Genomic DNA, 13,499 nt, shown 5'->3' on the forward strand with positions numbered 1-13,499 from the left:
CGACCGTCGTTGGCGAAACGGAAACAGGCGAGCGCGATCGAACGGGCGCTGCCGAAAGCGACGAGGTCGGGTTTCGCCAGCGCTATCAGATGCCTCTACGTCGTGTCGGGCACATTGAACATCCATGTGCCGGAAGCGGAAGGCCAGGTCTGGTTCGAGCTCAATCCGCGCGACGGTTTCTACATTCCGGCGGGGACGGATCGCCAGTATTTCAACATGTCGGGCGACAGTGAGTTCGTCTTCGGCGTCGCGCCGGAGTTCTGACCTCTCACGAAAAAGCCGGACAACATCTGTCGATATTGTCCGGCTAAAGGTATCCGGAGACGCGTTGACGTCATATGGAACGAATGGGCGGCCGTCAGGCCGCCTTCTTCGCGTCGAAGGGGATCTCGATATCGACCGCGAGCGTCGAGACCTGCGCGCCGCGTTCCATCGTCACCTTGACCTTTTCGTCGTCGATCTGCATGTGCTTGGAGATCGCCTTCAGAATTTCGTCGCGCAGCTTGGTGACGAGATCGGAATCGCCGGCCGATGCGCGCTCATGCGCCAGCAGTACCTGCAGCCGTTCGCGGGCGGCCGGTGCTGACTGGGAGCGGGAGAAGAAACCGAACAGATTCATGCCGCCTTCCTTCCGAAAATCTTGCCGAGGAAGCTGCGCTTTTCACCGGGAATGGTGATTGGCAGGGTTTCGCCCTTCAGCCGGCGCGCTGCGTCGAAATAGGCCAGCGCCGGCGCTGAGCGGTTGTCTGCCAGCGTGACCGGCGAGCCGACGTTGGATGCACGAAGCACGTCAGCGCTTTCCGGGATGATGCCCATCAGCGGGATCGACAGGATTTCGAGCACGTCGTCGACCTTCAGCATATCGCCGCGCTCGGCGCGAAGCGGGTCGTAGCGGGTGAGCAGCAGGTGCTTTTCCATCCGCTCGCCGTTTTCGGCCTTGAGCGTCTTGGAATCGAGCAGGCCGATGATGCGGTCGGAGTCGCGCACCGACGAGACTTCCGGGTTGGTCACGACGATGGCGATATCGGCGTGGCGCATGGCGAGCGTCGCGCCGCGTTCGATGCCGGCGGGGCTGTCGCAGATCACCCAATCGAAGGCGTTCTGCAGGGCGGCGATGACCTTCTCGACGCCTTCCGGCGTCAGATTGTCCTTGTCGCGGGTCTGCGAGGCCGGCAGTAGGTAAAGCGTTTCGACCCGCTTGTCGCGGATCAGCGCCTGCGACAGCTTGGCCTCCCCCTGGATCACATTGACCAGGTCATAAACGACACGCCGTTCCGCGCCCATGACGAGATCGAGATTGCGCAGACCGACATCGAAGTCGACGACCACGACCTTGTCGCCGTTCTGCGCAAGCGCAGCACCCAATGCGGCGCTGGACGTCGTCTTGCCGACGCCGCCTTTGCCCGATGTAACTACGACTACCTTGCCCATTCATCTCTCCAAGTATTTAAACTACGCCTTCGCCTTACGTCACGATGGTTCTGGATCGACCCAGAACCTAAGCGGGATGCGCGCGGTGTCCGCCCGACCATCCCCATCCCGCTCTAGCCGAGCGTTCCCGCCTTGAGCGCTTCGCCGTCGAGCCAGATCTGAACGGACTTGCCGCGCAGATGCTGCTCCATGTCGTCGGCGGTCTTGTAAAAGCCGTCGATCGCAATCAGTTCCGCTTCGAGCTTGCGGCAGAAGATCCGTGCCGAAGCATTGCCGGTGGTGCCGGCCATCGCCCGGCCGCGCAGCGCGCCGTAGATATGGATCGATCCGCCGGCGACGACCTCGGCGCCAGAAGCGACCGAGCCGATGATCGTCACGTCGCCTTCCGGGAAGAACAGCGACTGTCCGGAGCGCACCGGCTGGGTCACGACCATCGAGGGTGTTGCCTTGGCGGCAAGCGGTTCGGCCGTGATGACGGCTTCCGTTGCTGCTCCCGGCACCTCGGCCTTTTCTGCCTGCTCCGCCATCTTCGCTTCATAGTCGGCTGCCGGGCGCCCGTCGTTCATCGCCGGTGGCAGATCGGCGCCGAGCAGCGACTGTCGCGCCCCCTCGATGCCCATGATTCGGACATTGCGTTTGCCGAGCTGATCGACGAGTTCGCGCAGTTGCGAACGATCGATTTCGAGGCCATCGACGTCGAGCACGACGGGCCGCCGGAGGAAGAAACCGGCGGAGCGGGAAGCCAGATCGTCGAGCCGTGTGAGCCAATCCTCGAGGGGCAGCTCGGGGGTCAGCGCTAGCGCAAGGAAGGAGCGCCCCTTGAGGCGGATCGGCCGGGATTCGGTTAACACATCGTTCATCTTGGTAAATTTTCCGTTGCCTCGGTGTATCGAGGAAATGGTTAACAAATGGTTAATTCAGCAGTGCGAAGGTTAATGAGGCTGGCCCCGCGGCGGGCCTTCCGGCACTGAAAAACAAGGTAAATTGGGCGTCGGAACAAACCGATCTTTTGGCCATTGTTGCCTTGGCGATGGCGGATTTGACCGTCTGCTGCCGGCTGACGAGAGATGATTCATCGATCCCGTTGCATGCGATTCGCCCGCCCTCGCGAAGGGAGTTGACATTGGAGTGCTAAAATAAGAACATAACGTGAACAAAATGGAGGTTTCCCATGAACCGGACAGAAACCATGACCCATACGGAAGAAGTGATCGAACGCGCCATGGCTGCCGTTGCAGCCGCCCGGAAGAAGCGGGAGCGCGAAGCCGAGTGGCGGAAGCGGACCTTCGGACGCATCGACATGACGCCGCCCCTGCCGCGGCTGAAGCGCGGCGGCGTGCAGCTTTCGCTACGGCTCGACGGTTCGGCACGGTGAAGCAACGACTACCGCGAGACCGATGGGCCGATACCAGGGCGCCTGGCGGAACTCCAACGGGGGCAATCCGCACGAAACCGCCGATGCCCGCGTGCGGTGATGGGCGGATCGAGGCGAAGCTTCGAGAGGACTGACCATGAGGCATCGTCGAAGCATCGACCTGATGCCGCGCGAAAATGCTGCCGACTACGGCTCGACCCTGGAGCTGCTGCCGGAGTGGTATGTGCTCGTGGCAAAATGCGGGAAGTGCCGGCATCAAGGGCGCATTGACCGTCGGGCGATAGCCAGCACCTGCGGATGGGACATCCACCTCAATTCCATCGGCCGAACGCTCAAATGTTCGCGCTGCGGAAACAGGGAGGGGAACAAACTGCTCCTTGGCAAGTTGCCCCGCGACTAGCGTGGCAGATCGTGTGCCGCGTGGCGGAAACCCGCTGCTCACGGGTCAGTCGGCGCTTTCAAAATGGAACCATGCGAACCGGGCATTCTCTAGAATATGGTCGCGAATATAAAGTATCGAATTGCTCTTTGTCGGATTATGTAAGGCATCGTCCGTGCTTGTTTTGATTGTGCAGGCGACTGTTAACGGAAGTTATCAAGCGTGATCCGAAAGCAAGAAGGTAATATTGGAACAATTTATTATCCCTTTCGTTGAGTTTGTGATCGAACGAAAGGATGAGATCATGAAGAAGCTTGTAATTACGGCGGCTGTTGCTGCTCTACTGGCAGGCTCCGCCCTTGCTCAGGACGCCAACAAGGAAGCCGGTACGGCTGCAGGCATGGCCGGTGGTGCGGCAGCGGGTGCTGTCGTCGGCGGCCCGATCGGTGCCGGCGTCGGCGCCGTGGTGGGTGGCGCGCTCGGTGCAGCGCTGACGCCCCCGCCCCCGGAAGTTGTCACCTATGTCGTGCAGCAGCCGGCTCCGGCGTCTGTCGTCGTCCAGGAACAGGTCGTGGTCGGTAAGCCGATCCCGTCGGCTGTCGTCCTGACGCCGGTTCCGCAAAACCCGCGCTACGCCTATGCAGTCGTCAACGACCAACGGGTGATCGTGGAGCCGCAGTCGAGAACGGTGGTACAGATCATCAACTGACCGAGCCCAATAGTCTCTCCTCTGGGGCGGCGCTCGAGCGCCGCCCTTTTTGTTGTTTTCCGTCCGGCTTTCCCAGCCACCCTCGCTATCCTGAAAGCGCGCGGATCTAGCTCCACAACCAGACCATCGTACCAAGGCGGCAGCACCGCTAAACTTAGAGCGACAAATGCCAGGGGCCTGTCCTGGAGGTCAGCATGGGCGTGATCGTGAGGCCATACTCGCGACAGCAAGCTTCTAGGCCCGGTTCGACGTTCGGTCGAAAGCGTCATACGCTGGTACGGCGAGGTCGACTAGAAAGCACGGCCGTCGGTCCCCTGGACCCTAAATCCCTCCCTGCACCGCGATGACGTCCCGGTGCATCCGTTTGCCCGCTTCGTCTTCCGGGTATAGTTTAAAAGCCCCTCAGCACAATTTCCGACCATCTCTTTTTTCAGATCTCGTCAAACTTGGCGATTGTCTCGGGATATCTAATATATATTTCAAATTAAATTGCATATATTCGGCAAGTTTATTCGATATTGCTTTGTGTCAGCCCTGTAATACATTCAGAATTCGGGATGTATATTCGAGTCTTTGAACATATTCTTAAAGTCGATCGAAGAGGATAGCGATATGGCGAAGATCGTAGGCTCGTCTGCGAGCGATGTTTTGAAGGGCACCGAGGAACGCGACCACATCTGGGGCCTCGTCGGCATCGATACGATCGATGGCGGCGCCGGCGACGATTTTGTCGACGGCGGGGCGCATGACGACATGTTGACGAGTTCGAGCGGCTACGACCGGATCGACGGCGGCGACGGCAGTGACCAGATCGTTCTCACCGGGACCGGCGGGGCCATTACCGGAGGCAGGGGTTTTGACGGTCTCGTCGTCGATTTCTCGCAAAGCGCCGACCGGATGGTCCTCAACGGTACCGGCGGCCATGGCTATGTCGGCGACCCGAGCGCTGTCAGCCGGCATGTCTTCTTCCACGATATCGAGTGGCTGCGCCTTCTTGCCGGCAGCGGCGACGACCGGATCACGGGGACCGCCGGGTCCGACCGGATCTCGACCGGAGCCGGCATCGACGTCGTCAATGCGGGTGCGGGAAACGACATCATCACCAATAGGGGCGGACACGACCGTCTCGATGGCGGCGATGGAAACGACCGCTTCGTTCTCGTCGGGGCGGGCAGCACCATTCTTGGTGGCGCCGGAGACGATACGCTGGTCGTCGATCTCTCGGGATCGACTGCTCCGGTCGTGTTCAACCTGGACAATGGTCACGGCATTATCGGAGACGGGACGCAGACTGAGCGGCACCTCTTCGTCCAGCATCAGGATGTCGAGCGGGTTGTGCTGCTGACGGGACGCGGAAGCGACCGTGTTACGGGTAGCGCCCTTGACGACGTCATCGAGACTGCCGGCGGCAACGATGTCGTCGAAGCCGGCGCGGGCGACGACAGGATCACCGACGGGCTCGGTGCCAACCGTCTTTTTGGCGGCGACGGCAGTGACCAGATCATCTCCACACTCTACTCCGCCGAGATCGACGGCGGTGCGGGCCAGGACTGGCTCTATATCAGCGAGATGGAGCGCACGAGCGACCTCATCATCGATTTCGCTGCTGGCAAGGCTTCGACCGGCACCGTGCTGCGCGGCTTCGAGGAGGTGAGCCTCGCGCTCGGCAGTGGGAACGACCGGGTCATCGCGGGCGACCTTACCTATCTCGTGGTCGATGCCGGTGCCGGAAACGACCATCTCGAAGGCGGTGCCGGGCGTGACCGGTTCGATGGCGAGGACGGAAACGACTATATCGATGCAGGCGCCGGAGACGACACGATCGAGACGGGCGCTGGCGACGACGTGGCTTTTGGTGGTGACGGCCGGGATACGCTCGCCAATGACGGCGGCAGCGACGTGCTCGACGGCGGCGCCGGCGATGATTGGCTGCAGGATACCTTTCCCGGCAGCGGCAGCCTTGGCGTCGCGTCTATCCTGCGCGGCGGCTCGGGCAACGACACGCTCAACGCCCGTTACCTCGGGGAGGCCGATGGCGGCGAAGGGCGGGATCTGTTGTACCTCAACTACGGCGGCTTGCCTGAGGCGACGGTTTTCGATGCGGCACGCGGCATAACGCATACCGGACTGACCTTCGCCAATGTCGAATATTTCAACGTCACGTCCGGGCGCTACGACGACGTGCTGCGCGGCGCCGAAGACAACGACACCTTCTATTCGTCGAGCGGCAACGACATCCTCGACGGGCGCGGCGGAAACGACACGCTGAGCGGCGCCTCGGAAAACGACCAGCTCTTCGGCGGTGACGGTGCGGATATCCTCGACGGCGGTTCGCAAAATGACCTCTTGAGCGGTGGCAATGGCACCGATCGGCTGACGGGCGGCAGCGGCGCCGACACGTTTCTCTGGTCGTCGGAAACCTCCGGCGAAGCCGGTCTCGATCGCATCCTTGATTTCAACGGCAGGCTGGGCGATCGGATCGCCTTTTCCGAGGACGCCCAGGACGCCACGGGCATTCACAGCTATGCCGATTTTCTCGCTGCTGCGCACGATACGGCCGACGGCGTGTTCGTCGCCTTCAACGGTTCCGATGCCGAGGGCATTCTGATCGAGGACGTTTCGCTTTCGGTTCTGACGGAAAGCGATGTCGTCTTCGGCCTCGGCTGAGGTTTCGCCGGGCGTCAGGTGTCCGGCAACACGCCTTCGCCTGAGGCCCTGTCCGCCTCCGTGGTCAGGCGCCCATCGATCAGATGAAGGCGCCGGTCCATGCGCGAGGCCATGTCGAGGTCGTGGGTGACTGCGACCACCGTCTTTCCCCGCTCGCGCACCAGCGTTTCCAGGATCTTGAAGACCTGTTCGGAGCTCTGGCTGTCGAGGCTGCCGGTCGGCTCGTCCGCAAGGATCAGCGGCGGATCGTTGGCCAGTGCGCGGGCCACGGCCACGCGCTGGCGCTGGCCGCCCGAAAGCTGGTCTGGCCGTTTGTCGAGATGATCGGCAAGGCCAAGTGCTGCAAGCAGATCGCTCGCCCTTTGGCGCATCTCGTTCCGGCCAAGGCGACCGAGCTTGCGCATGGGAATCTCGACATTCTCGCGGGCAGTGAATTCCGGCAGCAGGAAATGGAACTGGAAGACGAAGCCGATATTGGCAAGCCGCGTGGCGGCCCTTTCATCCTCGTCCATCCGGGCCGTGTCCCGGTCGCGGATCACGAGCGTGCCGCCGGTCGGCCGGTCGAGCAGGCCGAGCAGATAGAGGAGCGACGACTTGCCCGAGCCTGAAGGGCCGGTGACTGCGACGAACTCCTGCTCTCCGATAACAAGAGAGATGTCCTTCACCAGGGTGACCGGCACCGTCTCCCAGAGGATGCGCGTCAGATCCCTTGTTTCGATCAGCGTGCTCATGTCGCGCCCCTGATGATGTCGACGGGATTGGCGCGGGCGGCGCGCCGTGCCGGCAGATAGCCGGCGACGGCCGCCGATCCGAGCGCGAAGGCGGCGGCGATCAGATAGTGCAGCATGCTCCAGGCGATCGGTAGCCGGGTCATTTCCTGGCCGGTCGCGGATATCTCGAAGCGCACGAGCGAGAGCGCGTAGACCATGGCCAAGCCGAGCGTCCAGCCGAGCAGCGTGCCGGCTGTCGCAATCGCCACACCTTCGAGCACGAACAGGATGCGCATGTCGGCCTCGGTGAAGCCGAGCGACTTCATGATGGCGATGTCGCGCGCCTTCTCGTGCGTGATCGTCGAGATGATGTTGAAGATGCCGAAGCCTGCGACCAGCATGATTGCCGCAACGACCGTGTACATGATGACGTTGCGCACGACGAGTGCCTCGAGGATCGACTCGTTCGCCTCCTGCCAGGCGACCGCCTTGTAGCCGAGCTCCGCCTCGACGCGGCGTGCCACCGTGGGCGCCGCGTTCGGATCGTCGAGCTTGATGTTGATCTCGTTGATCGCGTTCGGCCGGGCCGAGAGGATCTGCGCGTTCTTCTGCAGCACATAGGCTTCGCCCTCGTCGCGCGCCGTCGTGCCGGTGTGGAAGAGCCCGACGATCTTGAAGCGGCGGCTGAGCCCTTCTGAAGAGACGGCGGTGAGCGTATCGCCGAGCTTGGCGCCGAGCCGGGATGCCATGGTATCGCCGACCACCACATTGTTGCCGCCGGCGGCAAGTGCGGCGAAGCTGCCGGCCTTAAAGTCTCCGATGATCGGCGAGACGCCTGGTTCCGCCTGCGGATCGATGCCGATGACGGCAGCACCGACCTCCTGGCCGGAATAGCGAATGACGCCTTGCGCCTTGAGGGTGGCGGCAAAGCGGCCCGGGATCCAGCCGTCGAGCCAGGAGAGTGCCGCGGTGGGGTTGATGATGCCGCGCCGATCGTCGCGTGGCCTGAGGCCGGAAATGGCCGCTGCATCGAACAGGTCTTCCGCCGGTTGCCGCCGCGCCGCCCGCTCCTCGTCGGTCACCTGGACATGCGGCATGGTGTCGACGAGCTGGCGGACGAAATCGTCCTGGCCGCCCTGCATCAGAGCCGCCATCGCGATGGAGAACCCGACGCCGACCGCAACGCCCAGCATGGCGACGATCGTCTGCCGGCCGCGGCCGGAGATGTGGGTCAGCGCGAGGTCGAGGATGAGGCGCATGGTGAGCTCATGTTCCTGGGACGGGCGTAACCTTGACGCGCGTGCCATCGGCAAGGCCGGTCGGGAAGGGGGAGACGACGCGCGCGCCATCTTCCAGACCGGAGAGAACCTCGACGCCGTCGGCGCCGCGTATGCCCGTTTTCAATTCGCGTATCCTGGCATGATTGCCGTCGATCACCGCAGCCTTTGTCCCCTCCAGCGCCACGGTCGGGAGGATCAAGGCACCATGCGACACCCGAACGACGATGTTGACATCCGTCGACATGCCGATCCGAAGCGGCGTGTCGTCGGGCAGGCGGAAGCGGACGCGATAGGTCTTTGTCACCGGGTCGCCCTTGGGGGTGATGCTGTCGACCGTCGCCTCCAGCTTCTGGTTGGGGAAGGCATCCGATCGCAACAACGCGCGCTGACCGACTTCGACGCGCGGAATATCCTCTTCGTTGACGTCGGCCGTGACGATCAGCGGTTTCGGTTCCCCGACCCAGAAGAGCACCGTGCCGAGATCCGCGACTTCGCCGATCTCGCCGTCCTGCCTGAGCACCTGGCCGGCGCTCGGCGCGCGCAGCACATAGGTCGCGAGCCGCGCCTGACGGCCGGCGACAAGGGCCTCGAGCTGGCCGAGTTCGCTGCGTGCCCGGTCGACTTCCTGTGCGCTGATCGTGCTGCGTTCGGCGAGCGCCAGCTTGCGCCGATACTCCTCCTGCGCCAGCGTCAGCCGTGCCTGGAGTTCGCCGAGTGCTGCCCGTGCCTCGGTGTCGTCGAGGCGGGCGAGCACGTCGCCCTTGGCGACACGTTCACCTTCGCAATTGCATTGTTCGACGATCCGTTCGGCGACCGTCGGTGTGACCTTCGCCCAGGTGCGGGGCTCCACGACGCCATCCGCATAGATGATCTCCGCCGCGTCGCCGCGCTTTGGCGCAATGATGGACACGGGAACCGGGCGAAACAGATACAAGGAAACCGCCGCGCCGATGGCGACGATGATCGCCCCTCCGATTGCAAAACGAGACAGCTGCACGAGACGCTCCTTGAATGCTTGCAGTCCGTTCTGTATAAATAGACCGACGGTCGGTTTGTTTCAAGGATGCGTGTTACCTTGCCATCGGGAGCGTCGTGGACCGCGCTGTGAACCCGTGCTAAGCCGCTGTTCTGGGAGTGCTTATGGTCAGAACGAAAAAATCGCCGGAAGTCCGATCGAACGAGCTGATCGATTGCGCCGAACGGCTGTTCTTCCAGCACGGCTACGAGAACACAACGGTCAACGACGTCATCCGTGAGGCGAACGTCTCGAAGGGCGCTTTCTATCACTACTTCGTCTCCAAGGAGGCGCTGCTGGAGGCCGTCGCGACCCGGATGGCGCGGCGAAACCTAGAGGAACTCCAGCCGCTCGTCGAAGACCCGTCGCTCGACGCCGTCGGGCAATTGAACGCGCTTTTCGCCGGCTCGCGGCGGACGAAGATCGACATGGCGCCGCAGTTGAAGAACACCTTCAACGCGCTTTTCAAGCCCGAAAACGTTGCTCTCTATCACCGCATTGATGAGGCTCTGCTGGCGGTCAGCATACCCCTGGTCGCCGAGATGCTGCGGCGCGGGCATGAGGAGGGGACGCTCGATGCGCCCGATCCGGAAGCCGCAGCCTTGATGCTGCTGCAACTGCGCGTGAGCGTTGCCAAGGTAATGTACAAGGCGCTGCAACGTTACGAGGCCGGCGATCTCGATGGCGCGGCGGCGATGCTCGATGGCTGGATGCGAACCTACGGCACCGCGATCGAGCGCTTCCTGAAGCTTCCGGATGGCTCGATCGAGGTGACCGAGCCGGGCTTCGCCCGCGCCTTCCTGGAGGCGTGAGCTGTCGCTGCGCTGCGACGTGTGCGTCTCTCAGCTCTTCTGCGCGGCCCGTAGCGCTGACGCCGGATAGCGCAGCGTCGGGTCGAAGGGGTTGAGCTTGCTGCTGATTGCCTGCGCCTCGGCCTTCAAGAGGTCGGTGATGGTGCCGCTTCGCGTTTCCGTCAGGCGCGATGCCAGCGTGCCGATACTTAAGGAGGCGACTGCAATGCCGTTGCGGTCGAGCACCGGCACGCCGAGACCGGCCATGCCCTCGATCATTTCAAAGTTCATCTGCGCGGCACCGATCCGCCTGACCTCCTCGATCTTGATGCGCAGATCCACCTCGTCGATCGCGGCCCGGTCCATGATGCGCGGCATGTTGAACTTGATGATCGCCTCGCGCTCCTCCTCCGGCAGGTGGGCGAGAATGGCGATACTGCCCTGGCCGATGCCGAGCGGCACCTTGCCGCCGATGTCGCCGGTAAAGGAGCGGATCGGGAAGGGTCCTTCGACCCGGTCGAGGCAGATCGCGTCGAAATTGCTGCGCACCAGCAGGAAGACGGTGTCGTTGAAGGTGGCCGAGAGCCTGAGAAGCGATGGCCGGGCGATGTCGAGAATGCCCTCGCGCCTACGCGCCTGAGACGCGATCGAGAAGAACTCCAACGACAGACGGTAGGATTTGCTGTCCGGCATCTGCTCGACGAGCCCTTCGGCGATCAGGCTCTTCAGCAGCCGGTGCGCCGACGGCTGGGTGAGATTCAGCCTGCGCGCGAGATCGATCACGCGCACACCCTCCGTCGCGTTCTCCGCGAGATCTTTCAGGATGTGGATCGCCTTGGAAAGGCTGGAGCTTCCTGCATTCTCTGATTTCGGCATACGCGCAAATCTCTCAAAATTCACATGACAGGATTCCGTATATCGGATTTTTCTAACAAAAAATTCCAAAATAGAAAATTGCATTTGTGTTTTTCGTCAATTTCCTGGAGTTAATTCACAAGCCTTTCTTGAGGGATGGATGCGCCACAACGTGGATAGCCGGGAGGCTATCCCGATCGCGAAATCGCGCCTTTGTCGTCGCGGTTGCGTCCGGCGGATATCGCATCGCCTGAGATGAGGTTTGATGGTTGACGACGTGTCGTCGCCGCCGGGATCGCCGACAAGAAAAACGGGGCAGGCGATCTCCGGGGGTAGCGACCCACGGGAGAGTGAGCATGAGTTTCCTGAACCTCGAGAAGGTCTCCAAGTTCTATGGATCGGTTGCGGCCGTTCATGATTTCGATCTGGCAGTCGAAAAGGGCGAGTTCATCTCGCTGCTCGGCCCGTCCGGTTGCGGCAAGACGACGACCCTGCAGATGATCACCGGGCTCGTGGGTCCGTCCGCCGGCACCATCACCATGGGCGGGCGCGCCATCACCCACCTGCCGCCACCGCAGCGCGAACTCGGCGTCGTGTTCCAGAGCTATGCGCTTTTCCCGCACATGACCGTCGCGCAGAACGTCTCCTTCGGCTTGGAGATGCGCAAGGTTGCGAAGGCGGAGCGCGACAGGCGCATCAAGGAAATCCTGGCACTCGTCCATCTCTCGGCCCTTGCCGATCGCTACCCGCGCGAGATGTCCGGCGGTCAACGCCAGCGCGTCGCGATCGCCCGTGCGCTCGTCATCAACCCGCCGGTGCTCTTGCTCGACGAGCCGCTTTCGAACCTCGACGCGCAGCTTCGCGAAGAGATGCAGTTCGAGCTTCGCCGTATCCAGCAGACGGTCGGCATCACCACCATCATGGTGACCCATGACCAGGCGGAAGCGCTGTCGATCAGCGATCGCGTCGTCGTCATGGAAAAGGGGCGCATCACCCAGGTCGACACGCCCTACGAGCTCTACGAGCATCCGCGCAACGACTTCATCTCGTCCTTCGTCGGCAAGTCCAATTTCCTGCGCGCGACCGCGGCCTTCAACGGCAAGGGCGCGTCGATCAGCATCGACAACACGCCGATCCGCTTCAACACCGATCGTCGCGAGCCGGATGGCAAGGTCTCGGTCTTCATCCGTCCGGAAAAGCTGCGGCTGACGGAGCCGGCCGAGGGCCAGATCCAGGGCAAGGTGACGACGCGCTATTTCATGGGCAGCCAATGGCTGGTCAGCGCCGAGACCCCCGCAGGCGTCCTTGCCGTTGCGGTTCCCAATCTCGGCGCGCCACCGCCGCTGGAAGGTGAAACCGTCGGGCTCGCCTGGCAGAACGCCGATTGTCGTGTGCTGGCCGGAGCGGCGAAGCAATGAGCGCCGCCACCTCCGCCATCAAGCCGCGCCTGCTGGCGCCGCTGGCGCTCTCCGGTCCGACGACCCTGTTCTTCATCGGTCTCGTCCTCTTGCCGCTGCTCTTGACGGTCATCCTCTCCTTCAACAGCTACGACTATACCGCCGGCATCCAGAGTGACTTCACCTTCGCCAACTACCTGACGGTGCTGCAGGACGAGTACTATCTTTCGACCTTCTGGCGCACGCTGCGGCTGGCGCTCTTGACGACGGTCATCACCGTGCTGATCGGCGTGCCGGAGGCCTATGTTCTCTCGAACATGCGCAAGCCCTGGCGCTCGATTTTCCTCCTGGTGATCATCGGACCACTGCTCGTCTCCGTCGTGGTGCGCACCTTCGGCTGGAGCATGCTGCTCGGCAAGAACGGCTTCGTGAACAGCGCACTTGCCGTCGTCGGCCTCGATCCGGTCCAACTACTCTATACGGAGACGGCGATCGTCATCGGTCTCGTGCATATCATGCTGCCGTTCATGGTGATCCCGGTCTGGACCGTGCTGCAGAAACTCGATCCGACAGTCGAGGCGGCGGCACTCACCCTCGGCGCCTCGCGCTTCACCGCCCTTCGCCGTATCGTCTTTCCGCAAGCGTCCCTCGGTATCCTCTCAGGCAGCCTGATCGTCTTTGCGCTTTCGGCAAGTTCCTTTGCCATTCCCGGCCTGCTTGGCGGCCGACGTCTGAAGATGGCGGCGACGCTCGTCTACGACGAGTTCCTGATCGAGCTCAACTGGCCGCTCGGCGCCACCATCGCGATTATCGTGCTTGTCGCCAATCTCGTGATCATGCTCGCCTATAACCGCCTCATCGAGCGGCAGGCAAAGCGCAAGCTGGGTTGA

Annotated in this window: 14 protein-coding genes; 7 read left to right on the forward strand and 7 right to left on the reverse strand. The window is 62.6% G+C overall.

The genetic code is table 11. The annotated features are described in order from the left end of the window. Positions 1 to 9: 9 nt before the first annotated feature. On the forward strand, positions 10 to 264 hold the full coding sequence (locus tag V7S54_RS07795; RefSeq protein WP_065373418.1) for a cupin domain-containing protein: 255 nt from the start codon (positions 10 to 12) through the stop codon (positions 262 to 264). A 94-nt stretch (positions 265 to 358) separates the two neighbouring features. Here the strand turns inward: V7S54_RS07795 and minE are convergent, their stop codons facing one another. From minE to minC, 3 genes are all read right to left on the reverse strand, one after another. Continuing rightward, a complete protein-coding gene (gene minE / locus V7S54_RS07800) occupies positions 359 to 619 on the reverse strand; it encodes a cell division topological specificity factor MinE (RefSeq protein ID WP_057251956.1) in 261 nt (86 codons plus the stop codon). Then, positions 616 to 1,431: a septum site-determining protein MinD gene (gene minD, locus V7S54_RS07805; RefSeq protein WP_057251955.1), complete on the reverse strand. Its 816-nt coding sequence runs from the start codon at positions 1,429 to 1,431 to the stop codon at positions 616 to 618. Before minD ends, minE begins: the two co-directional genes overlap by 4 nt. A 113-nt stretch (positions 1,432 to 1,544) precedes the next feature. After that, positions 1,545 to 2,291, reverse strand: a complete 747-nt coding sequence (minC, locus tag V7S54_RS07810) for a septum site-determining protein MinC (protein WP_065373417.1) — start codon at positions 2,289 to 2,291, stop codon at positions 1,545 to 1,547. A 329-nt stretch (positions 2,292 to 2,620) separates the two neighbouring features. Here minC and V7S54_RS07815 point away from each other — a divergent pair, with 329 nt between their 5' ends. The 3 genes from V7S54_RS07815 (at position 2,621) to V7S54_RS07825 (ending at position 6,561) form a co-directional block, all read left to right on the forward strand. After that, positions 2,621 to 2,806, forward strand: a complete 186-nt coding sequence (locus V7S54_RS07815) for a hypothetical protein (RefSeq protein WP_057252114.1) — start codon at positions 2,621 to 2,623, stop codon at positions 2,804 to 2,806. Positions 2,807 to 3,489: 683 nt separating this feature from the next. Continuing rightward, entirely contained in the window at positions 3,490 to 3,894 is a 405-nt protein-coding gene (locus V7S54_RS07820; RefSeq protein ID WP_141679324.1) for a DUF1236 domain-containing protein, read from the forward strand. Positions 3,895 to 4,506: 612 nt separating this feature from the next. Further along, positions 4,507 to 6,561 carry a calcium-binding protein gene (locus V7S54_RS07825; RefSeq protein WP_083203530.1) on the forward strand — a complete coding sequence of 685 codons (2,055 nt, stop codon included), beginning with the start codon at positions 4,507 to 4,509 and terminating at the stop codon, positions 6,559 to 6,561. A gap of 14 nt (positions 6,562 to 6,575) precedes the next feature. Here V7S54_RS07825 and V7S54_RS07830 read toward each other — a convergent pair whose 3' ends face one another. From V7S54_RS07830 to V7S54_RS07840, 3 genes are read right to left on the reverse strand one after another with little or no spacing between them, the layout of a single operon-like run. Then, a complete protein-coding gene (locus V7S54_RS07830) occupies positions 6,576 to 7,292 on the reverse strand; it encodes an ABC transporter ATP-binding protein (protein ID WP_065373415.1) in 717 nt (238 codons plus the stop codon). Next, a complete protein-coding gene (locus V7S54_RS07835; protein ID WP_065373414.1) occupies positions 7,289 to 8,530 on the reverse strand; it encodes an ABC transporter permease in 1,242 nt (413 codons plus the stop codon). Before V7S54_RS07835 ends, V7S54_RS07830 begins: the two co-directional genes overlap by 4 nt. 7 nt (positions 8,531 to 8,537) lie before the next feature. Then, the gene (locus tag V7S54_RS07840) at positions 8,538 to 9,548 is read right to left on the reverse strand and encodes an efflux RND transporter periplasmic adaptor subunit (RefSeq protein WP_065373413.1); all 1,011 of its coding nucleotides are present in this window, start codon (positions 9,546 to 9,548) and stop codon (positions 8,538 to 8,540) included. A 143-nt stretch (positions 9,549 to 9,691) separates the two neighbouring features. Between V7S54_RS07840 and V7S54_RS07845 the strand changes: the two genes are divergently transcribed. Next, the gene (locus V7S54_RS07845) at positions 9,692 to 10,378 is read left to right on the forward strand and encodes a TetR/AcrR family transcriptional regulator (protein ID WP_057251947.1); all 687 of its coding nucleotides are present in this window, start codon (positions 9,692 to 9,694) and stop codon (positions 10,376 to 10,378) included. 30 nt (positions 10,379 to 10,408) lie between these two features. Here the strand turns inward: V7S54_RS07845 and V7S54_RS07850 are convergent, their stop codons facing one another. Beyond that, complete coding sequence (locus tag V7S54_RS07850; RefSeq protein ID WP_065373412.1) at positions 10,409 to 11,233, reverse strand: IclR family transcriptional regulator; 825 nt, start codon at positions 11,231 to 11,233, stop codon at positions 10,409 to 10,411. Between the two features lie 335 nt (positions 11,234 to 11,568). Between V7S54_RS07850 and V7S54_RS07855 the strand changes: the two genes are divergently transcribed. Continuing rightward, positions 11,569 to 12,630 (forward strand): ABC transporter ATP-binding protein, encoded by a 1,062-nt coding sequence (locus V7S54_RS07855; RefSeq protein WP_065373411.1) that lies wholly within the window; start codon positions 11,569 to 11,571, stop codon positions 12,628 to 12,630. Beyond that, positions 12,627 to 13,499, forward strand: coding sequence for an ABC transporter permease (locus V7S54_RS07860; protein ID WP_065373410.1), 873 nt, complete (start codon positions 12,627 to 12,629; stop codon positions 13,497 to 13,499). Before V7S54_RS07855 ends, V7S54_RS07860 begins: the two co-directional genes overlap by 4 nt.

Origin of the sequence: Ensifer sp. CCNWLY38, from assembly GCF_037120565.1 — a bacterium.
Lineage (GTDB): Bacteria > Pseudomonadota > Alphaproteobacteria > Rhizobiales > Rhizobiaceae > Ensifer > Ensifer adhaerens_H.

Bases quoted from the DNA above. Each gene is read 5' to 3' on its own strand.
- V7S54_RS07825 (WP_083203530.1), top strand. From the start codon at position 4,507: ATGGCGAAGATCGTAGGCTCGTCTGCGAGCGATGTTTTGAAGGGCACC.
- minD (WP_057251955.1), bottom strand. From the start codon at position 1,431: ATGGGCAAGGTAGTCGTAGTTACATCGGGCAAAGGCGGCGTCGGCAAG.
- V7S54_RS07820 (WP_141679324.1), top strand. From the start codon at position 3,490: ATGAAGAAGCTTGTAATTACGGCGGCTGTTGCTGCTCTACTGGCAGGC.
- minE (WP_057251956.1), bottom strand. From the start codon at position 619: ATGAATCTGTTCGGTTTCTTCTCCCGCTCCCAGTCAGCACCGGCCGCC.
- minC (WP_065373417.1), bottom strand. From the start codon at position 2,291: ATGAACGATGTGTTAACCGAATCCCGGCCGATCCGCCTCAAGGGGCGC.
- V7S54_RS07860 (WP_065373410.1), top strand. From the start codon at position 12,627: ATGAGCGCCGCCACCTCCGCCATCAAGCCGCGCCTGCTGGCGCCGCTG.
- V7S54_RS07815 (WP_057252114.1), top strand. From the start codon at position 2,621: ATGACCCATACGGAAGAAGTGATCGAACGCGCCATGGCTGCCGTTGCA.
- V7S54_RS07850 (WP_065373412.1), bottom strand. From the start codon at position 11,233: ATGCCGAAATCAGAGAATGCAGGAAGCTCCAGCCTTTCCAAGGCGATC.
- V7S54_RS07830 (WP_065373415.1), bottom strand. From the start codon at position 7,292: ATGAGCACGCTGATCGAAACAAGGGATCTGACGCGCATCCTCTGGGAG.
- V7S54_RS07835 (WP_065373414.1), bottom strand. From the start codon at position 8,530: ATGCGCCTCATCCTCGACCTCGCGCTGACCCACATCTCCGGCCGCGGC.
- V7S54_RS07845 (WP_057251947.1), top strand. From the start codon at position 9,692: ATGGTCAGAACGAAAAAATCGCCGGAAGTCCGATCGAACGAGCTGATC.
- V7S54_RS07855 (WP_065373411.1), top strand. From the start codon at position 11,569: ATGAGTTTCCTGAACCTCGAGAAGGTCTCCAAGTTCTATGGATCGGTT.